Source organism: uncultured Aquimonas sp., from assembly GCF_937888285.1.
GTDB lineage: Bacteria > Pseudomonadota > Gammaproteobacteria > Xanthomonadales > Xanthomonadaceae > Aquimonas.
Map to the genome: position 1 here is coordinate 174,288 of NZ_CALART010000011.1, position 20,968 is coordinate 195,255.

At 69.1% G+C, this 20,968-nt stretch carries 19 protein-coding genes; 10 read left to right on the top strand and 9 right to left on the bottom strand.

The window, feature by feature from the left end; translation table 11 throughout:
• Nucleotides 1-43 precede the first annotated feature (43 nt).
• Together rpmA and rplU are read right to left on the bottom strand one after the other, a co-directional pair.
• Entirely contained in the window at nucleotides 44-301 is a 258-nt protein-coding gene (gene rpmA, locus Q0654_RS03090) for a 50S ribosomal protein L27 (RefSeq protein WP_091237580.1), read from the bottom strand.
• Nucleotides 302-339: 38 nt separating this feature from the next.
• Nucleotides 340-651 carry a 50S ribosomal protein L21 gene (gene rplU, locus Q0654_RS03095; RefSeq protein WP_298850368.1) on the bottom strand — a complete coding sequence of 104 codons (312 nt, stop codon included), beginning with the start codon at nucleotides 649-651 and terminating at the stop codon, nucleotides 340-342.
• Nucleotides 652-1,239: 588 nt separating this feature from the next.
• Here rplU and uvrA point away from each other — a divergent pair.
• The 3 genes from uvrA to Q0654_RS03110 are packed head-to-tail and all read left to right on the top strand — an operon-like array spanning nucleotide 1,240 to nucleotide 5,569.
• Nucleotides 1,240-4,134: an excinuclease ABC subunit UvrA gene (gene uvrA, locus Q0654_RS03100; protein WP_298850370.1), complete on the top strand. Its 2,895-nt coding sequence runs from the start codon at nucleotides 1,240-1,242 to the stop codon at nucleotides 4,132-4,134.
• Complete coding sequence (locus tag Q0654_RS03105) at nucleotides 4,131-4,538, top strand: thioesterase family protein (protein WP_298850371.1); 408 nt, start codon at nucleotides 4,131-4,133, stop codon at nucleotides 4,536-4,538. Before uvrA ends, Q0654_RS03105 begins: the two co-directional genes overlap by 4 nt.
• Nucleotides 4,535-5,569, top strand: coding sequence for a patatin-like phospholipase family protein (locus Q0654_RS03110; protein WP_298850373.1), 1,035 nt, complete (start codon nucleotides 4,535-4,537; stop codon nucleotides 5,567-5,569). The genes Q0654_RS03105 and Q0654_RS03110 overlap by 4 nt, the downstream gene beginning before the upstream one ends.
• An 11-nt stretch (nucleotides 5,570-5,580) precedes the next feature.
• On the opposite strand, the gene coaE is transcribed toward Q0654_RS03110, so the two are convergent.
• The gene (gene coaE, locus Q0654_RS03115; RefSeq protein WP_298850374.1) at nucleotides 5,581-6,192 is read right to left on the bottom strand and encodes a dephospho-CoA kinase; all 612 of its coding nucleotides are present in this window, start codon (nucleotides 6,190-6,192) and stop codon (nucleotides 5,581-5,583) included.
• Between the two features lie 323 nt (nucleotides 6,193-6,515).
• Between coaE and tilS the strand changes: the two genes are divergently transcribed.
• From tilS to alaS, 5 genes are all read left to right on the top strand, one after another.
• A complete protein-coding gene (tilS, locus tag Q0654_RS03120; protein WP_298850376.1) occupies nucleotides 6,516-7,886 on the top strand; it encodes a tRNA lysidine(34) synthetase TilS in 1,371 nt (456 codons plus the stop codon).
• Nucleotides 7,887-7,948: 62 nt separating this feature from the next.
• Nucleotides 7,949-8,227: an exodeoxyribonuclease VII small subunit gene (locus Q0654_RS03125; protein ID WP_298850378.1), complete on the top strand. Its 279-nt coding sequence runs from the start codon at nucleotides 7,949-7,951 to the stop codon at nucleotides 8,225-8,227.
• A complete protein-coding gene (locus Q0654_RS03130) occupies nucleotides 8,217-9,095 on the top strand; it encodes a polyprenyl synthetase family protein (RefSeq protein ID WP_298850381.1) in 879 nt (292 codons plus the stop codon). Before Q0654_RS03125 ends, Q0654_RS03130 begins: the two co-directional genes overlap by 11 nt.
• Nucleotides 9,096-9,249: 154 nt before the next feature.
• Complete coding sequence (locus tag Q0654_RS03135; protein ID WP_298850383.1) at nucleotides 9,250-9,567, top strand: hypothetical protein; 318 nt, start codon at nucleotides 9,250-9,252, stop codon at nucleotides 9,565-9,567.
• A 313-nt stretch (nucleotides 9,568-9,880) separates the two neighbouring features.
• Nucleotides 9,881-12,511, top strand: a complete 2,631-nt coding sequence (alaS, locus tag Q0654_RS03140; protein WP_298850385.1) for an alanine--tRNA ligase — start codon at nucleotides 9,881-9,883, stop codon at nucleotides 12,509-12,511.
• 375 nt (nucleotides 12,512-12,886) lie between these two features.
• Here the strand turns inward: alaS and Q0654_RS03145 are convergent, their stop codons facing one another.
• Both Q0654_RS03145 and gap read right to left on the bottom strand, forming a co-directional pair.
• Nucleotides 12,887-14,413, bottom strand: a complete 1,527-nt coding sequence (locus tag Q0654_RS03145; RefSeq protein WP_298850386.1) for an alpha/beta fold hydrolase — start codon at nucleotides 14,411-14,413, stop codon at nucleotides 12,887-12,889.
• Between the two features lie 418 nt (nucleotides 14,414-14,831).
• Entirely contained in the window at nucleotides 14,832-15,845 is a 1,014-nt protein-coding gene (gene gap / locus Q0654_RS03150) for a type I glyceraldehyde-3-phosphate dehydrogenase (RefSeq protein ID WP_298850387.1), read from the bottom strand.
• 325 nt (nucleotides 15,846-16,170) lie between these two features.
• Here gap and Q0654_RS03155 point away from each other — a divergent pair, with 325 nt between their 5' ends.
• A complete protein-coding gene (locus Q0654_RS03155) occupies nucleotides 16,171-16,968 on the top strand; it encodes a S1/P1 nuclease (protein WP_298850390.1) in 798 nt (265 codons plus the stop codon).
• Between the two features lie 127 nt (nucleotides 16,969-17,095).
• Nucleotides 17,096-17,935, top strand: a complete 840-nt coding sequence (locus Q0654_RS03160) for a hypothetical protein (RefSeq protein WP_298850394.1) — start codon at nucleotides 17,096-17,098, stop codon at nucleotides 17,933-17,935.
• A 39-nt stretch (nucleotides 17,936-17,974) separates the two neighbouring features.
• Here Q0654_RS03160 and Q0654_RS03165 read toward each other — a convergent pair whose 3' ends face one another.
• The 4 genes from Q0654_RS03165 to Q0654_RS03180 form a co-directional block, all read right to left on the bottom strand.
• Nucleotides 17,975-18,442: an SET domain-containing protein-lysine N-methyltransferase gene (locus Q0654_RS03165; RefSeq protein WP_298850396.1), complete on the bottom strand. Its 468-nt coding sequence runs from the start codon at nucleotides 18,440-18,442 to the stop codon at nucleotides 17,975-17,977.
• Nucleotides 18,439-18,990, bottom strand: a complete 552-nt coding sequence (locus Q0654_RS03170) for an META domain-containing protein (protein WP_298850398.1) — start codon at nucleotides 18,988-18,990, stop codon at nucleotides 18,439-18,441. Before Q0654_RS03170 ends, Q0654_RS03165 begins: the two co-directional genes overlap by 4 nt.
• A 4-nt stretch (nucleotides 18,991-18,994) precedes the next feature.
• Entirely contained in the window at nucleotides 18,995-19,243 is a 249-nt protein-coding gene (locus tag Q0654_RS03175) for a GlsB/YeaQ/YmgE family stress response membrane protein (RefSeq protein WP_298850400.1), read from the bottom strand.
• 66 nt (nucleotides 19,244-19,309) lie between these two features.
• Entirely contained in the window at nucleotides 19,310-20,797 is a 1,488-nt protein-coding gene (locus Q0654_RS03180) for a M20 family metallopeptidase (RefSeq protein ID WP_298850404.1), read from the bottom strand.
• Nucleotides 20,798-20,968: the final 171 nt, after the last annotated feature.

Here is a 20,968-nt window from a genome sequence, read left to right on the forward strand (position 1 = left end):
CCGCACTAGAGGCGGGGCCTTTCGCGTGTGCTGCGCGGCGCGATTACTCGCCGATGACGCTCACGGTGCGGCGGTTCTTCGGGCCCTTGACCGCGAAGTTGACCACGCCGTCCTTCAGCGCGAACAGGGTGTGGTCGCGGCCGAGGCCGACGCCCGGACCCGGGTGGAACTGGGTGCCGCGCTGGCGGACGATGATGTTGCCGGCTTCGATCGCCTGGCCACCATAGATCTTCACGCCGAGGTACTTCGGGTTGGAATCGCGGCCGTTACGGGTACTGCCGCCTGCCTTTTTATGTGCCATGGAAGACTCTCCTTGCTTGGGGCTTCAGACGGCGCCGATCAGGCGCTGATGCCGGTGATTTCGATTTCGGTGTAGTGCTGGCGGTGGCCCATCTGCTTGCGATGGTGCTTGCGCCGACGGAACTTGATGATGCGGATCTTCTCGCCGCGGCCGTGGGCCTTGACGGTGGCGGTGACCTTGGCGCCGGCGACGGTCGGGGTGCCGACGGTCACGCTCTCGCCCGAGCCCACCAGCAGGACCTGGTCCAGGTCGATGCTGCTGCCGGCTTCCACGTCGAGCTTCTCGACGCGCAGGGTCTCGCCCTGCATCACGCGGTACTGCTTGCCGCCGGTAACGATGACTGCGTACATGTTGCGGATTCCTCTGTAGTTATTGTCGGCTGCCTGGGCCGGGGAGACCCCGTGACCCCGTCCTTGGACCCCGCAAACACGGGAAGGACGGCGCAAGGGCGCCAGGACAGCCGCGGGAGTATAGGTTCGTGCTGCGCCCGGGTCAAACCCGGTCGCAGCGGGATTCGGGATTCGGGAGTGAAGAGGCGCGCTTGCGGACCACTGGTCCGCGCGCCGATGAACGCGCGAGCGCAGCGCGCGAGGGCCTCGGGATTCGATCGGCATCCCCTTGCGCGACCCTGCGCTGCCGCGTCATGCGCCAGATCCGAGAGCCAACCCCGGAAGCCTGCCGGACGCGCTCTTTCGAATCCCGAATCACCAATCCCGAATCCCGGGGCGGGGGCGCTGCGCCCCCGACATACTGACATCACGATGACAGCAGCCAAGCAACAAGGTCGTGCCTTCTACCTGCGCGCCACCCCGGGTCTCGCGGAGCCTGCTCTAGCGAATCCCGAATCCCCAATCCCGAATCCCGGCCGGGGCGCGCTCGCCCCGGCCTCACGCCCGCCTCCTACAATGCCCAGTTCCCCAAGCCCTCCCCGGCCCAGCATGAACACCATCCGCATCCGCGGCGCGCGTACGCACAACCTGAAGAACCTCAGCCTTGAGCTGCCGCGCGACAAGCTGATCGTGATCACCGGCCTGTCCGGTTCGGGCAAGAGCTCGCTGGCCTTCGACACGATCTATGCCGAGGGCCAGCGGCGCTACGTCGAGTCGCTGTCCTCCTACGCGCGGCAGTTCCTGTCGATGATGGAGAAGCCCGACATCGACCACATCGAGGGCCTGTCGCCGGCGATCTCGATCGAGCAGAAGTCGACCTCGCACAATCCGCGCTCGACCGTCGGCACCATCACCGAGATCCACGATTACCTGCGCCTGCTGTTCGCCCGCGTTGGCACGCCGCGCTGTCCGGACCACGGCCACCCGCTGGAAGCGCAGACCGTCAGCCAGATGGTCGATGCCGCGATCGCGCTGCCGGAAAGCCAGCGCTACATGCTGCTGGCGCCGGTGGTGCGCGAGCGCAAGGGCGAGCATGTGCAGGTGTTCGAACTGCTGCGCGCGCAGGGTCTGGTGCGCGTGCGGGTCAACGGCACCGTCCACGAAATCGACGAGGTGCCCAAGCTCGGCCTGCGCAACAAGCACACCATCGAGGCGGTGATCGACCGCTTTCGTCCGCGCGCGGATCTCAAGCAGCGACTGGCCGAGAGCTTCGAAACCGCGCTCAAGCTCGGCGACGGCCTGGTCAAGCTGGTCGACATGGACGACGCGAATGCCGCCGAAGTGCTGTTCTCCTCGCGCTTCTCCTGCCCGGTCTGCGACTACTCGCTGTCCGAGCTGGAGCCGCGGCTGTTCTCGTTCAATTCGCCGATCGGCGCCTGCCAGAGCTGCGACGGCCTCGGCGTCACCCAGTTCTTCGACCCCGCGCGCATCGTCGCCCATCCCGAACTGAGTCTCGCGGCCGGCGCGATCCGCGGCTGGGACCGGCGCAACCCCTACTATTTCGCCATGCTGAACTCGCTGGCCAAGCACTACGGCTTCAGCGTCGATGTCGCCTTCTCGCGTCTGCCCGAACCGGTGCAGCAGGCGGTGCTGTACGGCAGCGGCAAGGAAGAGATCAAGTTCAGCTACCCCGGCGACAACGGCCGCTCGCAGACCCGCATCCACCGCTTCGAAGGCATCGTCAACAACCTGCAGCGGCGCTACCGCGAGACCGAGTCGCAGATGGTCCGCGAGGAGCTGTCGAAGTACATCAGCAATCGCCCCTGCCCGGAATGCGACGGCCAACGCCTGAACCGCCCGGCGCGGCATGTGTTCGTGGCCGAACGCACGCTGCCCGAGCTCAGCGCGCTGTCGATCGATGCTTCGATGGACTTCTTCGAGCAGCTGGCCCTGCCCGGCTGGCGCGGCGAGATCGCGGTCAAGATCGTCAAGGAGATCCGCGAGCGCCTGCGCTTCCTGGTCGATGTCGGCCTGGATTATCTGACCCTCGACCGCCAGGCCGATTCACTCTCGGGAGGCGAAGCGCAGCGCATCCGATTGGCCAGCCAGATCGGCGCCGGCCTGGTCGGCGTGATGTACGTGCTGGACGAGCCTTCGATCGGCCTGCACCAGCGCGACAACGAGCGCCTGCTGGGCACGCTGACCCGCCTGCGCGATCTGGGCAATACGGTGATCGTGGTCGAACACGACGAGGACGCGATCCGTCTCGCCGACCACATCCTCGACATCGGCCCCGGCGCCGGCGTGCACGGCGGCGAGATCGTCGCCCAGGGCACGCTGAAGGACGTGCTGAAGTCCGAGCGCTCCTTGACCGCCGCCTATCTGTCCGGGAGGCGCGCGATCGAAGTGCCGGCGGTGCGCAAGGCGCCGGACGCCAAACGCTGGCTGCGGCTGCTCGGCGCCACCGGCAACAACCTCAAGAACGTCGATCTGAATCTGCCCGCCGGTCTCCTGACCTGCATCACCGGCGTCTCGGGTTCGGGCAAGTCGACCCTGATCAACGACACCCTGTTCCGGCTGGCGGCGAATCGATTGAACGATGCCAGCCACACGCCCGAGGCCTTCCGCGAGGTCCAGGGCCTGGAGCAGTTCGACAAGGTCGTCGACATCGACCAGAGCCCGATCGGGCGCACGCCGCGCTCCAACCCTGCGACCTACACCGGCCTGTTCACGCCGCTGCGCGAGCTGTTCGCCCAGGTACCGGAAGCGCGCGCCCGCGGCTACACGGCCGGGCGCTTCAGCTTCAACGTCAAGGGCGGGCGCTGCGAGGCCTGCCAGGGCGACGGCATGATCAAGGTCGAGATGCACTTCCTGCCCGACGTCTACGTGCCCTGCGATGTCTGCCAAGGCAAGCGCTACAATCGCGAGACGCTGGAGATCACCTACAAGGGCCACACCATCCACGACGTGCTCGACATGACCGTCGAGGACGCGCTGAAACTGTTCGAGCCGGTGCAGACCATCGCCCGCAAGCTGGAGACCCTGATGCAGGTCGGCCTGTCCTACATCAAGCTCGGCCAGCAGGCGACCACGCTGTCGGGCGGCGAGGCACAGCGCGTCAAGCTCTCGCGCGAGCTGGCCAAGCGCGACACCGGCAACACCCTGTACATCCTCGATGAGCCCACCACCGGCCTGCACTTCCATGACATCGAGCTGCTGCTGGGCGTGCTGCACCGCCTGCGCGAGCACGGCAATACCGTGGTGGTGATCGAACACAACCTCGATGTGATCAAGACCGCCGACTGGCTCATCGACCTCGGCCCCGAGGGCGGCCACCGCGGCGGCCAGATCATCGCCGAAGGCACGCCCGAAGCCGTCGCTGCCAATCCGGCCTCGCACACCGGCGTGTTCCTGAAGAAGCTGCTGCCCAGCCTGAAGCCCGCGAAGTCCGAGGGCGTGGGCGAAGCCAAACCGATGCAGCGCGGCCGCAGGAAGCTGGCATGAACGAGACGCCGATGAAGCCCGTGTTCGAGAGCGAGATGGACGTGCGCTGGGGCGACATGGACGCCTTCAACCACGTCAACAACGCCAGCTACCTGCGCTACATCGAGGAAGCGCGCGTGCTCTGGTTCAAGCAGATCAGCCCCGATTGGGCCGATCCCGACTGCGCGCCGATCCTGGCCGCCGCGCAGATGAACTACCGGCGCCCGATCGGCTGGCCGGAACGCCTGCGCATCGTGATGGGCGCCGAACGGCTTGGCGGCAAGAGCCTGACCCTCAGCCATCGCATCGAAAGCGCGACGCAAGCCGACGTGCTCTACGCCGACGGCCACACCGTGCTGGTCTGGGTGGACCGCAGCGGCGCCTCGATGCTGCTGCCCGACTTCGTGCGCGCGGCGGCCGAGTGAGCGCGAAGCCGCGCACGCGCCGCATCAATCTCGCCCTGCAGGGCGGCGGCGCGCATGGCGCCTTCACCTGGGGCGTTCTCGATGCGCTGTTGGAGGACGGCCGCATCGAGTTCGAGGGCCTGAGCGGCACCAGCGCAGGCGCGATGAATGCGGCGGTGCTGGCCGATGGCCTGCTGCGCGGCGGCATCGATGGCGCGCGCGAGGCGCTGGACGGCTTCTGGGGCGATGTCGCCGCCAGCGGCCTGCTGTTCAGCCCGACGCGCCCGACGCTACCTCTGCCGCCGGCCTTCGAAGGCTGGGCGCGCAGTCTTGGATTCGCCGCGTTCGAGACCTGGACGCGCCTGCTCTCGCCCTACCAGTTCAATCCCTTCGACTTCAATCCGCTGCGCGAGGTGCTGGGCCGGCGCATCGATTTCGAAGCCCTGCGTGCGCCCGGCTGTCTGAAACTGTTCGTGGGCGCAACAGCCGTGCGCAGCGGTCGGGTCAAGGTGTTCGGCAACGACGAGATGAGCGTCGACGCCCTGCTCGCCTCGACCTGCCTGCCGCAACTGTTCCAGGCGGTGGAAATCGACGGCGAGCCCTACTGGGACGGCGGCTACATGGGCAACCCCGTGCTGTTCCCGCTGTTCTACGAAACCGCAAGCCCGGACATCCTGGTGGTGCACATCAACCCGATCGTGCGCGAGCAGACGCCGCGCTCGCCGATGGAAATCGCCAACCGGGTCAACGAGATCAGCTTCAACGCCTCGCTGATGCGCGAGATGCGCGCAGTCGCCTTCGTCGCCAAGCTGAAGGACGAGGGCTGGCTCAAGCCGGAATTCGAGCAGCGGCTGAAGCGCATCCATCTGCACGCGATCCGCGCCGACGCGCTGATGGCCACGCTCGATGTCTCCAGCAAGTTGAGCCCGGACCGGCGCTTCCTGCTCGGCCTGCGCGACAGCGGACGACAGGTGGCGCGTGAATGGCTGGAGGCCAACTTCGAGGCGCTGGGCGTGCGTGACAGCGTCGACGTGCGCGGCGAGTACCTGTAGCACCTGCGCGTTCAGCGCGCCGCGGCCAGGTCCAGATAGCGCGCATGCAGCGCATCGACCGCCGCGGCCAGCGATGCCAGGCTGCCGCTGTTGTCGACCACGTCGTCCGCCAGCGCCCGCCGCTCTGTCCGACCGATCTGCGCCGCCAGCGCGGCACGCGCGCCGGTTTCGTCGACGCCGTCGCGCCGCGTCAGCCGTTCGATCTGCTGGGCTTCGGGCACATCCACCACCAGCACGCGGTCGATGAAGGGGTAGCGGCTACCGGCCGTCAGCAGCGGGATCGCCAGCACCACGTAGGGCGCAGCCGCGGCGCGCGCGCGCGCGCGCATGCGTTCGCGGATGCGCGGATGCAGGATGGCTTCGAGATCCCCACGCGCCCCGGCATCGCTGAAGATGTGCTGGCGCAGCTGACGCCGGTCCAGCCGGCCCTCGGCATCAAGCACGCCGGCACCGAAGCGCTGCACGATCTCGCCCAGCGCGGCCTCGCCGGGCTCGACCAGCTCGCGGGCGATCAGGTCGGCGTCGATCACCGGCACGCCGAGCTGCTCGAAGCGCGCGGTCACGGCCGACTTGCCGGAGGCGATGCCGCCGGTGACGGCGACGATGTAGGGCGATGCACGCATGAGGGGCCTGCAGGGAATGAGGAGCGTCGCGCGAACGAAGGCCTGCAGGCGTCGTCGCGCTGCGGCTTGAACTTCGTCGTGTCCGGGATGGGCATGTGAGTCTACAAGGCAGGGCATCTGGGCCCCCGCCTTCGCGGGGGCGACGGCGATCGTGATCGCAGGTCTTCACTCCGTCGACGGACTGACCGCTGGCCTCCGTCCACGGCCGCGCTCGGGGAGCCCGTGGCCCGTGGCCCGTGGCCCGTGGGGACGGATGCTCCCGCAGCTACTGACCAGGCGCATACCGACAGGCGCCCGTGCCGCGCTTCGCTACCATGCCGCGCATGCCCGACACCCACACCCTCCCGCTTGATGCCGGCGCCCTGCCGCCCGAAGCAGGCCTTGCCGTGGCCTTCAGCGGTGGGCTGGATTCACGCGTGCTGCTGCAGCTCCTGGCCGAAGCCAAGTGGGCGCGCGCGCGCGGGCTGCGCGTCCTGCATGTCGACCACGGCCTGCATGCGGATTCGGCGCGCTGGGCGGAGCACTGCCATCGCGAAGCCCTCGGGCTTGGCCTCGACGTCGGCCTTCTGCGTGTGGATATCCCCGGCGACGGCAGCGGCCTGGAGGAACGTGCGCGCCGTGCCCGCCACGCCGCGCTGCAGGCCGCGCTGCGGCCGGGCGAGGTGCTGGTGATGGCCCACCACCAGGACGACCAGGCCGAGACCTTCCTGTTGCGCGCCCTGCGCGGCGCCGGCGAGCGCGGCCTGGGCGGCATGCGAGCCTTGCGCAGCTTCGGAGCCGGCTGGCTGTGGCGACCGCTGCTGGCGACGCCACGCAGCGCGCTCGAACACTACGCCCGCGCGCGCGGCCTGCGCTGGATCGACGACCCCAGCAACCTGGACCCGCGCCACGACCGCAACTTCCTGCGCCATGCCGTGCTGTCCCTGCTGCGCCAGCGCTGGCCGCAGGCGGCGGAGTCGCTGGCACTGTCGGCGAGGTTTAGCGCGCAGGCGGATGCGCGGCTTGCATCGCTCGACGCCATCGACCTCGCGCGCGCGCAGCAGCTCGACCCGCGCGTGCTGGATCTCGCCGTACTGCGCCGCTGGGAGCCCACACGCCGGGCGCGCGTGCTGCGCGTCTGGCTGCAGTCGCTGGGCTGTGCGCTGCCGCCACCCAGCGTGCTTGCGCAGATCGAGCGCGAGCTGCTGCAGGCACGCGGTGACAGCGAAGCCGAAGCGCGCTGGCGCGGGCATCGTCTGCGCGCGTGGCGTGACGCGCTGCATCTGCTGCCCGGGTTGCGACCGCTGCCCGCGGACTTAGACCTCGAATGGGACGGCGCAAGCCCGCTGGCGCTGCCAGACGGCCATGCGCTGGCGCTCTGCAATGGCGTGGGCGAGGTCCAGCCCGATGCGCGACTGCCGCGGCCGCTGCGCATCCGCGCACGCCAGGGCGGTGAGCGCATCCGGCTGTCGCCGACGCGGCCCAGCCAGTGCGTGAAGACCCTGCTGCAGGCCCTGGGCGTGCCGCCATGGCAGCGACCGCATCTGCCCTTTCTGTGGAGTGCCGAGGGCGAGCTGATCGCGGTCGCCGATCTGCTGCAGCGCGAGGACTTCCGCGACGCGCTGATCGGCCACGGCCTGTGCCTGCGCTGGCTGGGGCCCTTCGGCCTGCAGCGCGTCGCCGGCGTCGACGATCTCGCCGCGCGCGACATTTGAGACCACGCCCTCGACTTTCCTCACATTGACCGCGCTCGCGGGGCTTCGGCACACTGCCGCGCATGTCGACGCCCGATCCCACCGCTCCCGCCTCCGCCGCCGCGACCGACGGCAGCGCCGTCGCCGGCTTCGAACGTTCGCTCGACGAACTGGAAAGTCTGGTGCAGCGGCTGGAGAAGGGCGATTTGAGCCTCGATGAATCGCTGCAGGCCTACGAGCGCGGCATCGCCCTGTTCCGCAACTGCCAGACCGCGCTGGACCAGGCCGAGCTGCGCGTGCGTCTGCTCAGCGACCCGGAAGATCCGGCCAGCGCCCAACCGTTCACGCCCGATGCGCCCTGAGGCGCGTCTGCGCGCCTGGGCGGAACGCAGCGAAACCGTCCTTGCAGCCCTTCTGCCCGATGCCTCCGCAGAGCCGCGCCGGCTGCATGAAGCCATGCGCTACGCCAGCCTCGGCGGCGGCAAGCGCATGCGGCCGCTGCTGGTCTACGCCAGCGGCCTGAGCTGCGGGGCCGGCGAACGCGCGCTCGATCACGCTGCTGCCGCGGTGGAGTTCATCCACGCCTATTCGCTGGTGCACGACGACCTGCCGGCGATGGACGACGACAGCCTGCGCCGCGGCCGACCGACGGCGCACATCGCCTTTGACGAAGCCACCGCCATCCTCGCTGGCGACGCGCTGCAGACGCTGGCCTTCGAGGTGCTGGCACAGGCACCGCTGGACGCCGCCATCCGCGTCGAGCTGCTGGCCACGCTGGCCCGCGCGAGTGGTGCGGCCGGCATGTGCGGCGGACAGGCCTTGGACCTCGCCGTCACCGGCGGCGAACAGAGCCTCGAACAGCTGAAGCGCATGCACGCGCTGAAGACCGGCGCGCTGATCCGCGCGGCGGTGCGTATGGGCGCGCTCTGCGCCGGCGCCGATGCCGCCACGCTGGCGACGCTGGATGCCTATGCATCGGCCCTGGGCCTCGCCTTCCAGATCCGCGACGACCTGCTCGACATCGAAGGCAGCGCGGAAGCGCTGGGCAAGACGCCTGGCAAGGACGCCGAGCAGGGCAAGCCCACCTACCCTGCCCTGCTGGGCGTGGAGGGCGCGCGCGCCGCGCTGGAGGAGCAGGGCGAAGCCATGCGCGCCGCGCTGGCTCGCCTGCCGCAGCCAGCGCCGGAACTCGAAGCCCTGGCCGAGCTGACCCTGCGGCGGTCCAGCTGACCCGCGACCTGCGCACGGCATGTTCATCAAGCTGAGCGCCGCCGCAATGCCTGCCTGTGCGCAGGCCTGGAATCGAGACGCGGCACTTGACCTCGCCGGCGCCCGGGCGCAGCTTCGTCAGCTGACGCGATCTTTACCCGTGGAGGAACTCCGCATGAACCGCTCACTGATCCTTGCTTCCGCCGTTTCCCTGCTGCTGGCCGCCGGCAGCCTGCGCGCCGCCGAGCCCGCACCCGCACCGGCCGAAGCCGAAGACTCGGCCAACGCAGTGGCCGCATCGGAAACCGACACCCGCACTGCCCGCCTCGACCGCTTCTGCCCCGACGCCACCGCCAGCCGCATCAAGCGCCAGCGCGGCAGCTGCAGCTCGCCGGGCCGCGTCTACACCCGTGACGACCTCGACCGCACCGGCGCCACCTCTGCCGGTGAGGCCCTCAGCAAGCTCGATCCGTCCATCGGCCGCGGCTTCTGAGCCAGCGCCACCGCAGCACCGCAAAGGCCGGGCCCACTGCCCGGCCTTTGCTTTTGAGCGTCTCCACTCGCCTCCCTGCACGCCCTGAGGCGTCCGGCAACGCGCCCGCCGTGGCAGCGCCGCACGACAGGCTCGCGCCGCGTCTCGCCCGCCAGCGGGCAAGGCACGGGCGACGGTCCTGGCCCAGTCCCGGCACCGCCGCGTCAGCGCTACGGGATACACGGCTTTGCGCCCGCCACCTGCATGGCACCGCAGCGCAGCATGCGGCATCATTCCGGGTCCTTCGCCCGCCCTGTGCCCGCCGCCCGCCCCCATGAAAACCAGCAACCAGATCCGCCAGGACTTCCTCGATTTCTTCAAGTCCAAGGGCCACGCCGTGGTGGCGTCCAGCTCGCTGGTGCCGGGCAACGATCCCACCCTGCTGTTCACCAATGCCGGCATGGTGCAGTTCAAGGACGTGTTCCTCGGCGGCGAGAAGCGCAGCTACAAGCGCGCGGTCTCCAGCCAGCGCTGCGTGCGCGCCGGCGGCAAGCACAACGACCTCGATCAGGTCGGCTATACCGCCCGCCACCACACCTTCTTCGAGATGCTGGGCAACTTCAGCTTCGGCGATTACTTCAAGCGCGACGCCATTGCCTATGCCTGGGAGCTGCTGACCGAGGTCTGGAAGCTGCCGAAAGAAAAGCTGCTGGTCACCGTCTACCACACCGACGACGAGGCCTTCGCGATCTGGCGCGATGTCGCCGGCGTGCCCGAGGACCGCATCATCCGCATCGGCGACAACAAGGGCGCGCCGTATGCCTCGGACAACTTCTGGCAGATGGCCGACACCGGTCCCTGCGGCCCCTGCACCGAGATCTTCTACGACCACGGCGCGCACATCGCCGGCGGCCCCCCGGGCAGCCCCGATGAAGACGGCGACCGCTACATCGAGATCTGGAACAACGTGTTCATGCAGTTCGACCGTCAGCCCGACGGCACGCTGGTGCCGCTGCCGGCGCCCTGCGTCGACACCGGCATGGGCCTGGAGCGTCTGGCCGCGGTGCTGCAGCACGTGCACTCGAACTACGAGATCGACCTGTTCCAGGCCCTGATCCGCCGAGCGGCCGAGCTTACGAACACCCAGGATCTCGAGAACAAGTCGCTGCGTGTGATCGCCGACCACATCCGCGCCTGCAGCTTCCTGATCGTCGACGGCGTGCTGCCCAGTAATGAGGGCCGCGGCTACGTGCTGCGCCGGATCATCCGCCGCGCACTGCGCCACGGCTGGATGCTGGGCGTGCGCGGCAGCTTCTTCCACAAGATGGTCGCGGCCCTGGTCGAGCAGATGGGCGAGGCCTACCCCGACCTGCGCGAGAAGCAGGCGACGGTCGAGGCCGCGCTGCGCGCCGAGGAGGAGCGCTTCGCCGAGACGCTGGACCAGGGCATGCGGATCTTCGACGAGGTCGCGGCCCGCAGCAGCGGCGAGATCCCCGGCGCCGACGCCTTCCGCCTCTACGACACGTATGGTTTTCCTGTCGACCTCACCGCTGATATGGCGCGCGAGCGCGGCATGGGCGTCGACATGGCCGGCTTCGAGGCGGCGATGGAGAAGCAGCGCGAGCAGGCGCGCGCGGCCAGCAAGTTCGCCTCCGCCGGCACGCTCTCGGCCGATGTGGTCGCCAGCCTGTCGCCGACCGAGTTCATCGGCTACGAAGATCTCGAGAGCGGGCAGCTCAAGATCATCGCCCTGCTGCGCGAGGGCGCGTCCGTGCAGGCCCTGAACGAAGGCGAGCACGGCATCCTGATTCTCGACCGCACGCCGTTCTATGCCGAGAGCGGCGGCCAGGTCGGCGACCACGGCCAGCTCAGCGCCGTCAGCGCCCGCTTCGAAGTGCGCGACACCCAGAAGCTGGCCGGGGTCTTCCACGGCCATGTCGGCCACGTCAGCAGCGGCACCCTCAAGGTCGGCGAGGTGCTGACCGCGCGCGTGGATTCGGCGCGCCGGCAGTCGACCGTGCTCAACCACAGCGCCACCCACCTGCTGCACGCTGCGCTGCGCGAGGTGCTCGGCACCCATGTGCAGCAGAAGGGCTCGCTGGTCGCACCCGACCGCCTGCGCTTCGACTTCAGCCACTTCCAGGCGCTCAGCGCCGAGGAGCTGAAGACCATCGAAGACATGGTCAACGCCGAAGTGCGCCGCAACGTGGCCGCCGAAGTGCACCACATGGGCATGCAGGAGGCGCTGGACTTCGGCGCCATGGCCCTGTTCGGCGAGAAGTACGGCGACCGCGTGCGCGTGCTGCGCATGGGCGACTTCTCCACCGAGCTCTGCGGCGGCACCCACGTCCAGCGCACCGGCGACATCGGCCTGTTCAAGATCCTTTCCGAGGGCGGCGTGGCCGCCGGCGTGCGCCGCATCGAAGCCGTGACTGGCGAAGGCGCGCTGGCGTATGTGCGCGAGGAGGAGCAGCGCCTCGGCGAGATCGCCGAACTGGTCGGTGCGTCCAAGGCCGAGGTCGGCGCCAAGCTGCGGCAGCTGCTGGACCGCCAGAAGCAGCTGGAGAAGACCCTGGAACAGATGAAGGCCAAATCGGCCGCGAACGCCGCGCTGGAGCTGGCCGACAGCGCCATCGACCTCGGCGGCTTCAAGCTGGTGGCCGCGCGCCTCGACGGCCTCGACGCCAAGGCCCTGCGCGATTCGGTCGATGTGCTGAAGAACAAGCTCGTCGACGCCGTGATCCTGCTCGCCACCGGCAGCGAGGGCAAAGCCTCGCTGGCCGCCGGCGTGTCAGGCGCCGCGATGGGCAAGGTCAAGGCCGGCGACGTGGTGTCCTTCGTCGCCGCCAAGATCAACGGCAAGGGCGGCGGCCGCCCCGACATGGCCCAAGGCGGCGGCGAGGATGGCCCGGCGCTGGCGGCGGCCTTGGCCGAAGTCGAGGGCTTTGTGCGCGGGAAGGTTTGAGGGCTGGGACTCGCGGTTCTGGATGCGCGGGGCGAGTCACGGCTTCAAATCTTTGAGGCCCTTTCAGACCCCTGAGCGAACGCGCCCCCCACCGCCCCCTCCCTCACAAGGGGAGCCGGGCTTCGTTCCCCGTAGGTTGGGCCAAGCACAGCGCGGCCCAACATCGCACGCAACGCCCTCGCCGGAGCCGTCGACCGCATCCAGCACGGTGCGCTCATTGTTGGGCGGAATGTTCGAGCGCCGCGGCGTTGGGCCTCGCTGCGCTCGGCGCCAACCTACGGAATAGCTGTCGCACGACTCAAGCCACCGAACCATGGGAAATAGGCCCCGCTTCGGGCTCGGGCTGGGTATGACGGCCGTCGGAGTCAACTTCAATCAAGGCGCGACCGCACACCGCTCCGGCGGCGCAGCCCCCCGATTCAGAAACGCTCCCGCCGCCGCCGCGGCGCAGTCATCGAGGTCGGTCATGCTGTGCCCGCTGCGCGGCAGCACCAGGGTCTGCAGCTGGGTAAAGGCCTGTGACTGTTCCAGCGCCGGAACGGTCGGCGTGCGCGGGTCGAATTCGGCGGCCAGCAGCAGGGTGGGCTGGCGGATCACGCTGGCGCGCAGCGGCTGCGGGCGCACGCCGAGTCGGCCGCACTGCGCGTAGGCGATCTCAGGCGTGTACAGCAGCGCCGCCCAGTCGGGATGGGCCTCGATGGCAGCGGCCACGGTCTCGCGGCGCAGCGGCGGGTTGTCGCGGCATTCGATCAGCATCAGAGCCAGCGTGCTGAACTCGGGATCGTCGAGGGTGTAGACCCAGTCGGCGGCGAGCTCTTCCCAACGCGCATCGAACTCACCGCGCGCGGCCTGCTGCAGCAGGCCATGCAGCTCGGCCACGGGCAGGCCGAAGGTGAGCTGGGCTTCGACCAGGGCGAACAGGTTTTCGGGCGTGAGGCCTAGCCGCTCAGGCTGCGCGCCGGCCGTGGCCGCGGCCTCCTCGAAGGCGGGCAGCGCAAGTTCCACAGGCTGGGCGGAGAGCCGCTCAAGCGCCTGCGCCAGCAGGCTGCGCAGGCTGCCGCCCGTACAGCCGCCCTGCCCTTCGCACTGCGTCTGTGCGGCGGCGAGCACCTGCGCATAGTCGTCGGCGAAGCGGCCCATCAGCTCCAGCCCGGCCGGATAGAAGCCATCCAGAACCACGCGGCCGACGCCCTCGATCGGTTCGGTCAGTGCGACCTGGGCGAGACGCGTGCCGTAGGACACGCCGTAGAGATGCACCTCGCGGTAGCCGAACTCCTCGCGCAGGGCGCGCACCAGCTCACGCAGGTCCTGCGCCGCGGTGGCGGTGGAGTACAGGCCCTCGCGGCGTTCGCTCTCCGGCACCGCCGCTGCGCAGGCCTCCAGCAGCGGCACGGTCTCTTCCCACTGGGCATCGATCGAGGCGCCCTCCAGGATCAGCTGGCGCGAGCGCGTGTCGAACTCGGGGCAGGCCAGCCGCGGCGTCGCATAGCCGCTGCCGCGCTGGTCGTAGAGCACGAGGTCGTGATCGAGCCCCATGCGCTGCTGCATCCAGTCGCGCCACCAGGGCATGGCCTCTTCGTACAGATAGCTCGAACCACCGGGGCCGCCGCTGAGATAGACCGTCGCCGTGTCCGAGCGCGTGAACAGCCCGCGGCGGAGGATCACCAGCGGCAGCGCGGTCATCGCTTCGCCCTGCGTGCTCGGATACAGCCAGGCGCATTCGCTGCGCTCCAGCCAGCCGTCTCCAAACCAGCAGCTGACGCTGCGGGAGAAGCGGCCAGTCTCGGGCGCGGCATCAAGCCGCGCGGTTTCGATGTCGTAGCGGAAGCTGCGCAGGACCGGCTCAAGGCCGATCACGACCAGCATCAGCACACCGACGGCGATGATCAGGAATTTCTTCATGGCTGAGAGCCGGGATTCGTGATTTGGGATTTGGGATTCGCAGCCCCGCACGGCTTCAACTGGGAGCATCCCAGCGTTGCAGCGCGGCGCGGCTGTTCTCAGAGACCTGCAGTCGTCTGCTCGCGCTCACTGCAGGAGCCTGCTTGCAGGCGACCGCGGCCAGCGCCCACTCTCGCCACAGCGGGTCGCGGGCAAGCTCGCTCCTGCAAACAGCAGGCCCTGGGGAGTGAAGCCCACGAGGTGCCGAGGCAGGAAGCTGGTTTCGCGGAGGCGGCCTTCTCCCATGACGGAGCCAAGACCTGCACGGACCGCACTATCGCAAGTCACCCCTTCTGCGCGCGTCCAAGTGCGCCGCAGATACGCGAACGCCCACCGCTCGGGGTGGGCGTTCGCGGGTCCGTTCGGTGCTTGCAGGTGCTTACTTGGCCGCCATCAGGGCGATGGCCATGTCCAACATGCGGTTGGAGAAGCCCCACTCGTTGTCGTACCAGGAGAGCACCTTGACCAGGGTGCCCTGCATGACGCGGGTCTGGGTGGCGTCATAGACCGAGCTGTGCGGGTTGTGGTTGAAGTCGACGCTGACCAGCGGCTTGGTGTTGATGCCCAGGATGCCCTTCAGCGGGCCCTCGGCGGCGGCGCGCACGGCGCTGTCGATCTCCTCCTTGCTGGTCGCGCGCTTGGCGACGAAGGACAGGTCGACCACCGAGACGTTGATGGTCGGCACGCGCATGGCGAAGCCGTCCAGCTTGCCGTTCAACTCCGGCAGCACCAGGCCGACCGCCGCAGCGGCACCGGTCTTGGTCGGGATCTGGCTCATGGTGGCCGAACGCGCACGACGCAGGTCCGAGTGGTAGACGTCGGTCAGCACCTGGTCATTGGTGTAGGCGTGGATGGTGGTCATCAGGCCGTGCTCGATGCCGACCACGTCGTGCAGCACCTTGGCCAGCGGGGCCAGGCAGTTGGTGGTGCAGCTGGCGTTGCTGATGACTTCGTGCGAGGCCTTCAGCTGGTCATGGTTGACGCCGAACACGAAGGTGCCGTCGACATCGCTGCCGCCGGGGGCGGAAATGATCACCTTCTTGGCGCCGCCCGCGATGTGGGCGCTGGCCTTGGCCTTGGTGGTGAACAGGCCGGTGCACTCGAACACCACGTCGACGCCGTGCGCGCCCCAGGGCAGCTTGGACGGGTCGCGCTCGGCGAACACCTTGATGCGATCGCCGTTGACGATCAGGTCGCCGCCGTCCACCGAGACCTCGCCCGGGAAGCGGCCGTGGGCGGTGTCGTACTGGGTCAGGTGGGCATTGGTCTCGGCATCGCCCAGGTCGTTGATCGCGACGATCTGGATCTCATTGGTGCGCTTGGCCTCGTACAGCGCGCGCAGCACATTGCGGCCGATGCGGCCATAACCGTTGATCGCGACCTTGATCGTCATTGCTCGAATCCTCGTGAGGGCATGGATGCCAGTGGCGGGAAAGCAGCCGGGCAGGCCCGGCCAAGCGCGCTAGTGTAGTGCGCGGGCCCTCACATTTCGATTGAGGGCAGCCGCCGCGCGCTCGCTCTCTTCACGCTGCGATGGATTGGGCCGCGGCTCCGGGTTCACGGCCTCGCGCGCCAAGGCTCATCGAGTGGTCGCCAGCCACCTCCGCGCGACCCGGCGCAGCACAGGTGCTCGGGGATCTGTCCGGAGTTCACCGACTGTTGCAGTCGTGATGGACCTGTCCTGTCAGACTGTCGCGCCCGCGCTTCGAAGAACCCCGATGTTGCCCAAGCCTCATGCAATCGCCGCCCTGCTGCTGGTCGCGCTCGCGGCCGCGCCACCGGCGGGCGCCTGGAGCTTCAAGGGCCACCAGACCATCGGCGAACTGGCCGAACAGCAGCTCTCGGCGCCGACCTTGGCGGCCGTGCGGGAACTGCTGAAAGACGAACCCTCGAACACGCTGGCGGCGGTCTCGACCTGGCCGGATGAAGTGCGCAGCGAGGACGCCTGGCGCCACACCGGACGCTGGCATTTCGTCAACTTCCCGCAGGGCGACTGCCGCTATCGGCCCCGGCGCGACTGCGCCGACGGCCAGTGCATCGTCGCCGCGCTCGAGGCCCAGCGTGCGGTGTTGAGGAATGCCTCCAGCCCGCGCCAGCAGCGCATCGAGGCGCTCAAGTTCGTGACCCACTTCGTCGGCGACATCCACCAGCCGCTGCATGCCGGCTACGGTTTCGACCGCGGCGGCAACGACACCCAGATCCGCTTCAACCGCATGGGCTCGAACCTGCACGCGCTGTGGGACGGCCTGCTGGTCGACACCCTGGAGCTGGACCGCCCCGCCCTGGTCCAGCACCTGACGCGCGAGCCGCTGCCCGAGCACGGCGGCGTCGGCCGGGGTGCCGCTGCGCGCTGGGCCGAGCAGTCCTGCGCGCTGATCGAGTCCGCAGGCATCTATCCCGAGAAGCGCTTCATCGACCGCAGCTACGTCGAGCGCAGCCGACCGCTCGCCGAAGCGCAAATGCGCATGGCCGCCGCGCTGCTGGCGGCGGTGCTCGAAGCCGACCTGGGGCGCTGAGCCACGGGTGGGCTCCGCTCGGCAGGGCTTCCTGAAGGCGCAGCCGATACGAAGCAGCGAGCGAGGCGGCAATTGCTAGACTCGCGCCGCCCCATTCCGCGGGCGTCGCGCGAACGCTCCGATCGCCATGAACCTGCGCCGCTCGCTGGCCCTGCACGGCTTCGAAAGCAATACCGACTACGGCTTCGCGCTGGACTGCCTGTTCGCCGCGAAGATCGATCATGTGCGCTGCCTGCATGTGGACGGCAGCGCCGGACGGCGCAAGACCGCCTTCGCCAACGCCCTGGGCGCGGCGCTTGAGTATCCGCACGTGCTCTATCACGACTTCAGCCAGATCGAGCCTGCCCCCGTGTTGCTGCCCGTGCAGCTGGAGGATGGCAGCCTCGCGCCGCCTGAGGCTCCCCTGCCCGCCTTCGAGCGCTGCATCACCGAGGCCTGTGCGTTTTCTGAAAGCGAGCGCAGCCTGCTGATCTTCGACCAGCTGCAGGCCGCGCCCTTCGCCGAACAGCTGAAGCTCACCGATTTCCTCCGCAGCGGCGAATGGACCAGCGCCGCCGGCAGCGTGCTGGCCCATCGCGGACGCCTGCTGGTGGCACTGATCAGCGACGGCCCGCTGTACCACTCGCTGGCGCGGCTGTCCTACCGGATCTGGACTGACGCCGAACGCGCCCACCTCGACTACCGGCCGGAAGACCACGGCCTCGGCGCGGAAGCGCTGCCGCTGTTCGCGGCACTGTCCACCCTGTTCGAGCAGCTGCGGATCAGCCCCACGCCCGGCGAGTTCGAGCGCCTGCTGGCGGACCTGCTGCAGCGCGTGTTCGGCCTCGACGCCCTGCGCCAGGCCCTGTTCGGCCACATCGAAGGCCTGGAGCGCGAACGCCTGCACGCCGAAGCGGTCACACCGGCGCTGCAGGCGGTGCTGGATACGCTGGACGCCTGCCGCGGGGTGGATCACATCGAGCTGTGAGGGGTCCTCGCGCAGCAGGGCGCGCGAGGCCTACGCGAATCAGCCCTTCGGCTGCAGCATCGTCCCCGTGCACTCGGGCGCGCCGCAGCGGCAGGCCCACTGCTTCTTGAGCTTGGCGGTGTGCGGCACCGACAGGCGGATGCCGTAGTTGTAGGTCAGCTCTTCGCCGGCTTTGAGTTCGCGCAGGCTTTCGATGAAGACGCGATCGCGCTGCGGATTGCCCTTGGGGTCTTCCTCCAGCACGGCCTGGCAGTTCGGCGCGCAGCTGTGGTTGATCCAGCGGGCGACGTTGCCGTCGACATTGGCGTCGATCAGGTAGTCGTCGTTCAAGGTGAACAGGAAGGTGTGGCCGGTGTCGAGGCTGTCGCCGTAAAGCGCATCGGCGTCCTCGTGGGTGCGACGCAGACCCTTGTACTCGACCAGGCGCGTACCGGCCGCGATGTCGGCGGCGGCGAACACGCCGTTGCCGTGGATGCGCGAGCGGCGCTGCTGGATGCGGCGGCTCATGTGCCCTCGGCCTGCGAGGCCTCGCCTTCGCTGCCGCCCGGGCGGCCGGCGGTGAAGGACAGGCTGGCGCCATCGGCGGTGCTGAGACTCAGGCCCTTCTCGCTGAGCTCGAAGCGGCGGACCGCCGTCAGCGTCTCAAGAAAGCGCTGCTCGGCGGCGTTGAGGGCATCGGAGACGCAGGCGCGCTTGGTGGCGACCGCGGCACCCAGCTGGATCGCCGTGCCCTCGCCGCGCGTCAGCGGGGCGCTGAAGCGGTTGCAGCCGGCGTAGCCGACAAGGCGGCCCTCCTGCACCTCGATGAAGATGCCGGCGGCCTCGGCCACCGACTGCAGGCTGGCGTCGCTGGCACCCGCCAGCGTCCACGAACGCCGGGCTTCGAGCTGCTGCGGCAGGGCGGTTGCCGTCCCAGCGCCCGCTGGCGCCGCAGGTTCAGTGGCCACGGCGGTCGCCTTGTCAGGGTTGGATGCGGGGGGCGGGCTGTCGGCGGGCCCGCAGGCCACCAGCGCCGTCACCAGCGGGAGCGTGAGGACGATCTGTCGGATCTTCATGGCCTTACTTGCTCTTGCTGACGAGGCCCCAGATCGCCAGCACGATGATCGCGCCGATGACCGACATGATGAAGCCTGCGGCCTCGCCCGGCTGGTACAGGCCCAGGGTCTGGCCGAGGAAGCTGCCGACGAAGGCGCCGACGATGCCAAGCACCGTCGTCAGGATGAAGCCCAGCTTCTGCCGGCCCGGCTTGAGGAAGCGGGCCACCAGGCCTACCACAAAGCCGATCAGCAGGGTCCAAAGGATGCTCATGCCTCACCTCGTTCGAGTGTTTGGAGTTGACCGGCGGCCTTGGGCCGCCGGGTGCCGCAGCATGCCTCAACAGCAGCCGTGATCGCCAAAGCGGGTGTCGCCCGCGGCCACGCCGACCTGGGTGGTCTCGCCGCGCGCGCTGGCCTCGTAGTGCTCGGCGATCACATGCGCCACTGCCGTGGTCACACGCTTGCCGGTGGGGATGTGCAGGAATTCGTTCGGGCCGTGCGCATTCGAGTGCGGACCCAGCACGCCGGTAATCATGAACTGCGCGCCGGGGAACTTCTCGCCGAGCATGCCCATGAACGGAATCGTGCCGCCCTCGCCCATGTACATGGCCGGCTTGCCGAAGGCCGCCTGCGAGGCGTGCTCGATGGCGTGGTTCAGCCAGTGCGACTGGCTGGGCGCATTCCAGCCGGTGCTGCTCTTCTCCAATTCGAACTCGACGCGGGCACCGTAGGGCGGATTGTCGAGCAGCAGTTTGCGCAGCGCCTTGCCGGCCTTGTCGCCATCCAGCGTGGGCGGCAGGCGCAGGGAAAGCTTCACGGCGGTATGCGGGCGCAGCACGTTGCCAGCGTTCGACAGCGGCGGCATGCCGTCGACGCCGGTGACCGACAGCGCTGGACGCCAGGTGCGGTTGAGCACCAGCTCGTGCAGCTCGCTGTGCATCGGCGACATGCCGGGCAGGAAGGGGAACTTGGCCCAGATCTCGCGATCGAGCACGCTCGCCGCGCGCTTGGCCTGCTCGATGCGCTCGGCCGGGATCTCGACGAACAGGTCCTCGGCGCGGATGCGGCCGGTCACCTCGTCCTCCAGCCTTGAGAGCAGCTGACGCAGGATGCGGAAGCTGGACGGCACGACACCCGAGGCATCGCCCGAGTGCACGCCTTCCTCCAGCACGCTGACCTTGAGGTTGCCGCCGGCCAGGCCGCGCAGCGAGGTGGTGCACCAGAGCTGGTCGTAGTTGGCGCAGCCCGAATCCAGGCACACCACCAGCGAGGGCTTGCCGATGCGCGCGGCCAGGTGGTCGACGTAGTAGGGCAGGTCGTAGCTGCCCGATTCCTCGCAGGCCTCGATGAGGATGACGCAGCGGCTGTGCGGCAGGCCCTGCTCCTGCAGCGCGCGGATGGCGGTGAGCGAGCCGTAGAGCGCGTAACCATCGTCGGCGCCGCCGCGGCCGTAGAGCTTGTCGCCCTTGATGACCGGCTTCCAGGGGCCGAGGTCGTCGGCCCAGCCGGTCATTTCCGGCTGCTTGTCGAGGTGGCCGTAGAGCAGCACGGTGTCGGGGTTGCCGGCGTCGCTGCCTTCGATCTCGATGAAGATCAGCGGCGTGCGGCCGGGCAGGCGTACCACCTCGATCTGCATGCCGCGCACCGGCTGCCGGCGCGCCCAGGCCTCCATCAGGGTGACCGCGTCCTCCATGTAGCCGTGCCTGACCCAGTCGGCGTCGAACATCGGCGACTTGTTGGGGATGCGGATGTACTCGACCAGCTGGCCGACGATCTCGTCGTCCCAGAGTTCATTGACGAAGCGTTCGGCCTGCTGCGGGTCCATGGCGGTTCCTCGAATCGAAAATCGTGGGCGGCCGGTGTGAACCGATGGCCGCGGCCCGTGAGTTTAGCCGCAGCCGCCAAAGTGAGCCGACACGGGTAGGAAAACTCCGACCCTTCACCGGCGTGATTTCGCAGGCGCGGGCGCGGGGATCGCCGATGCCACCGGCGCGGG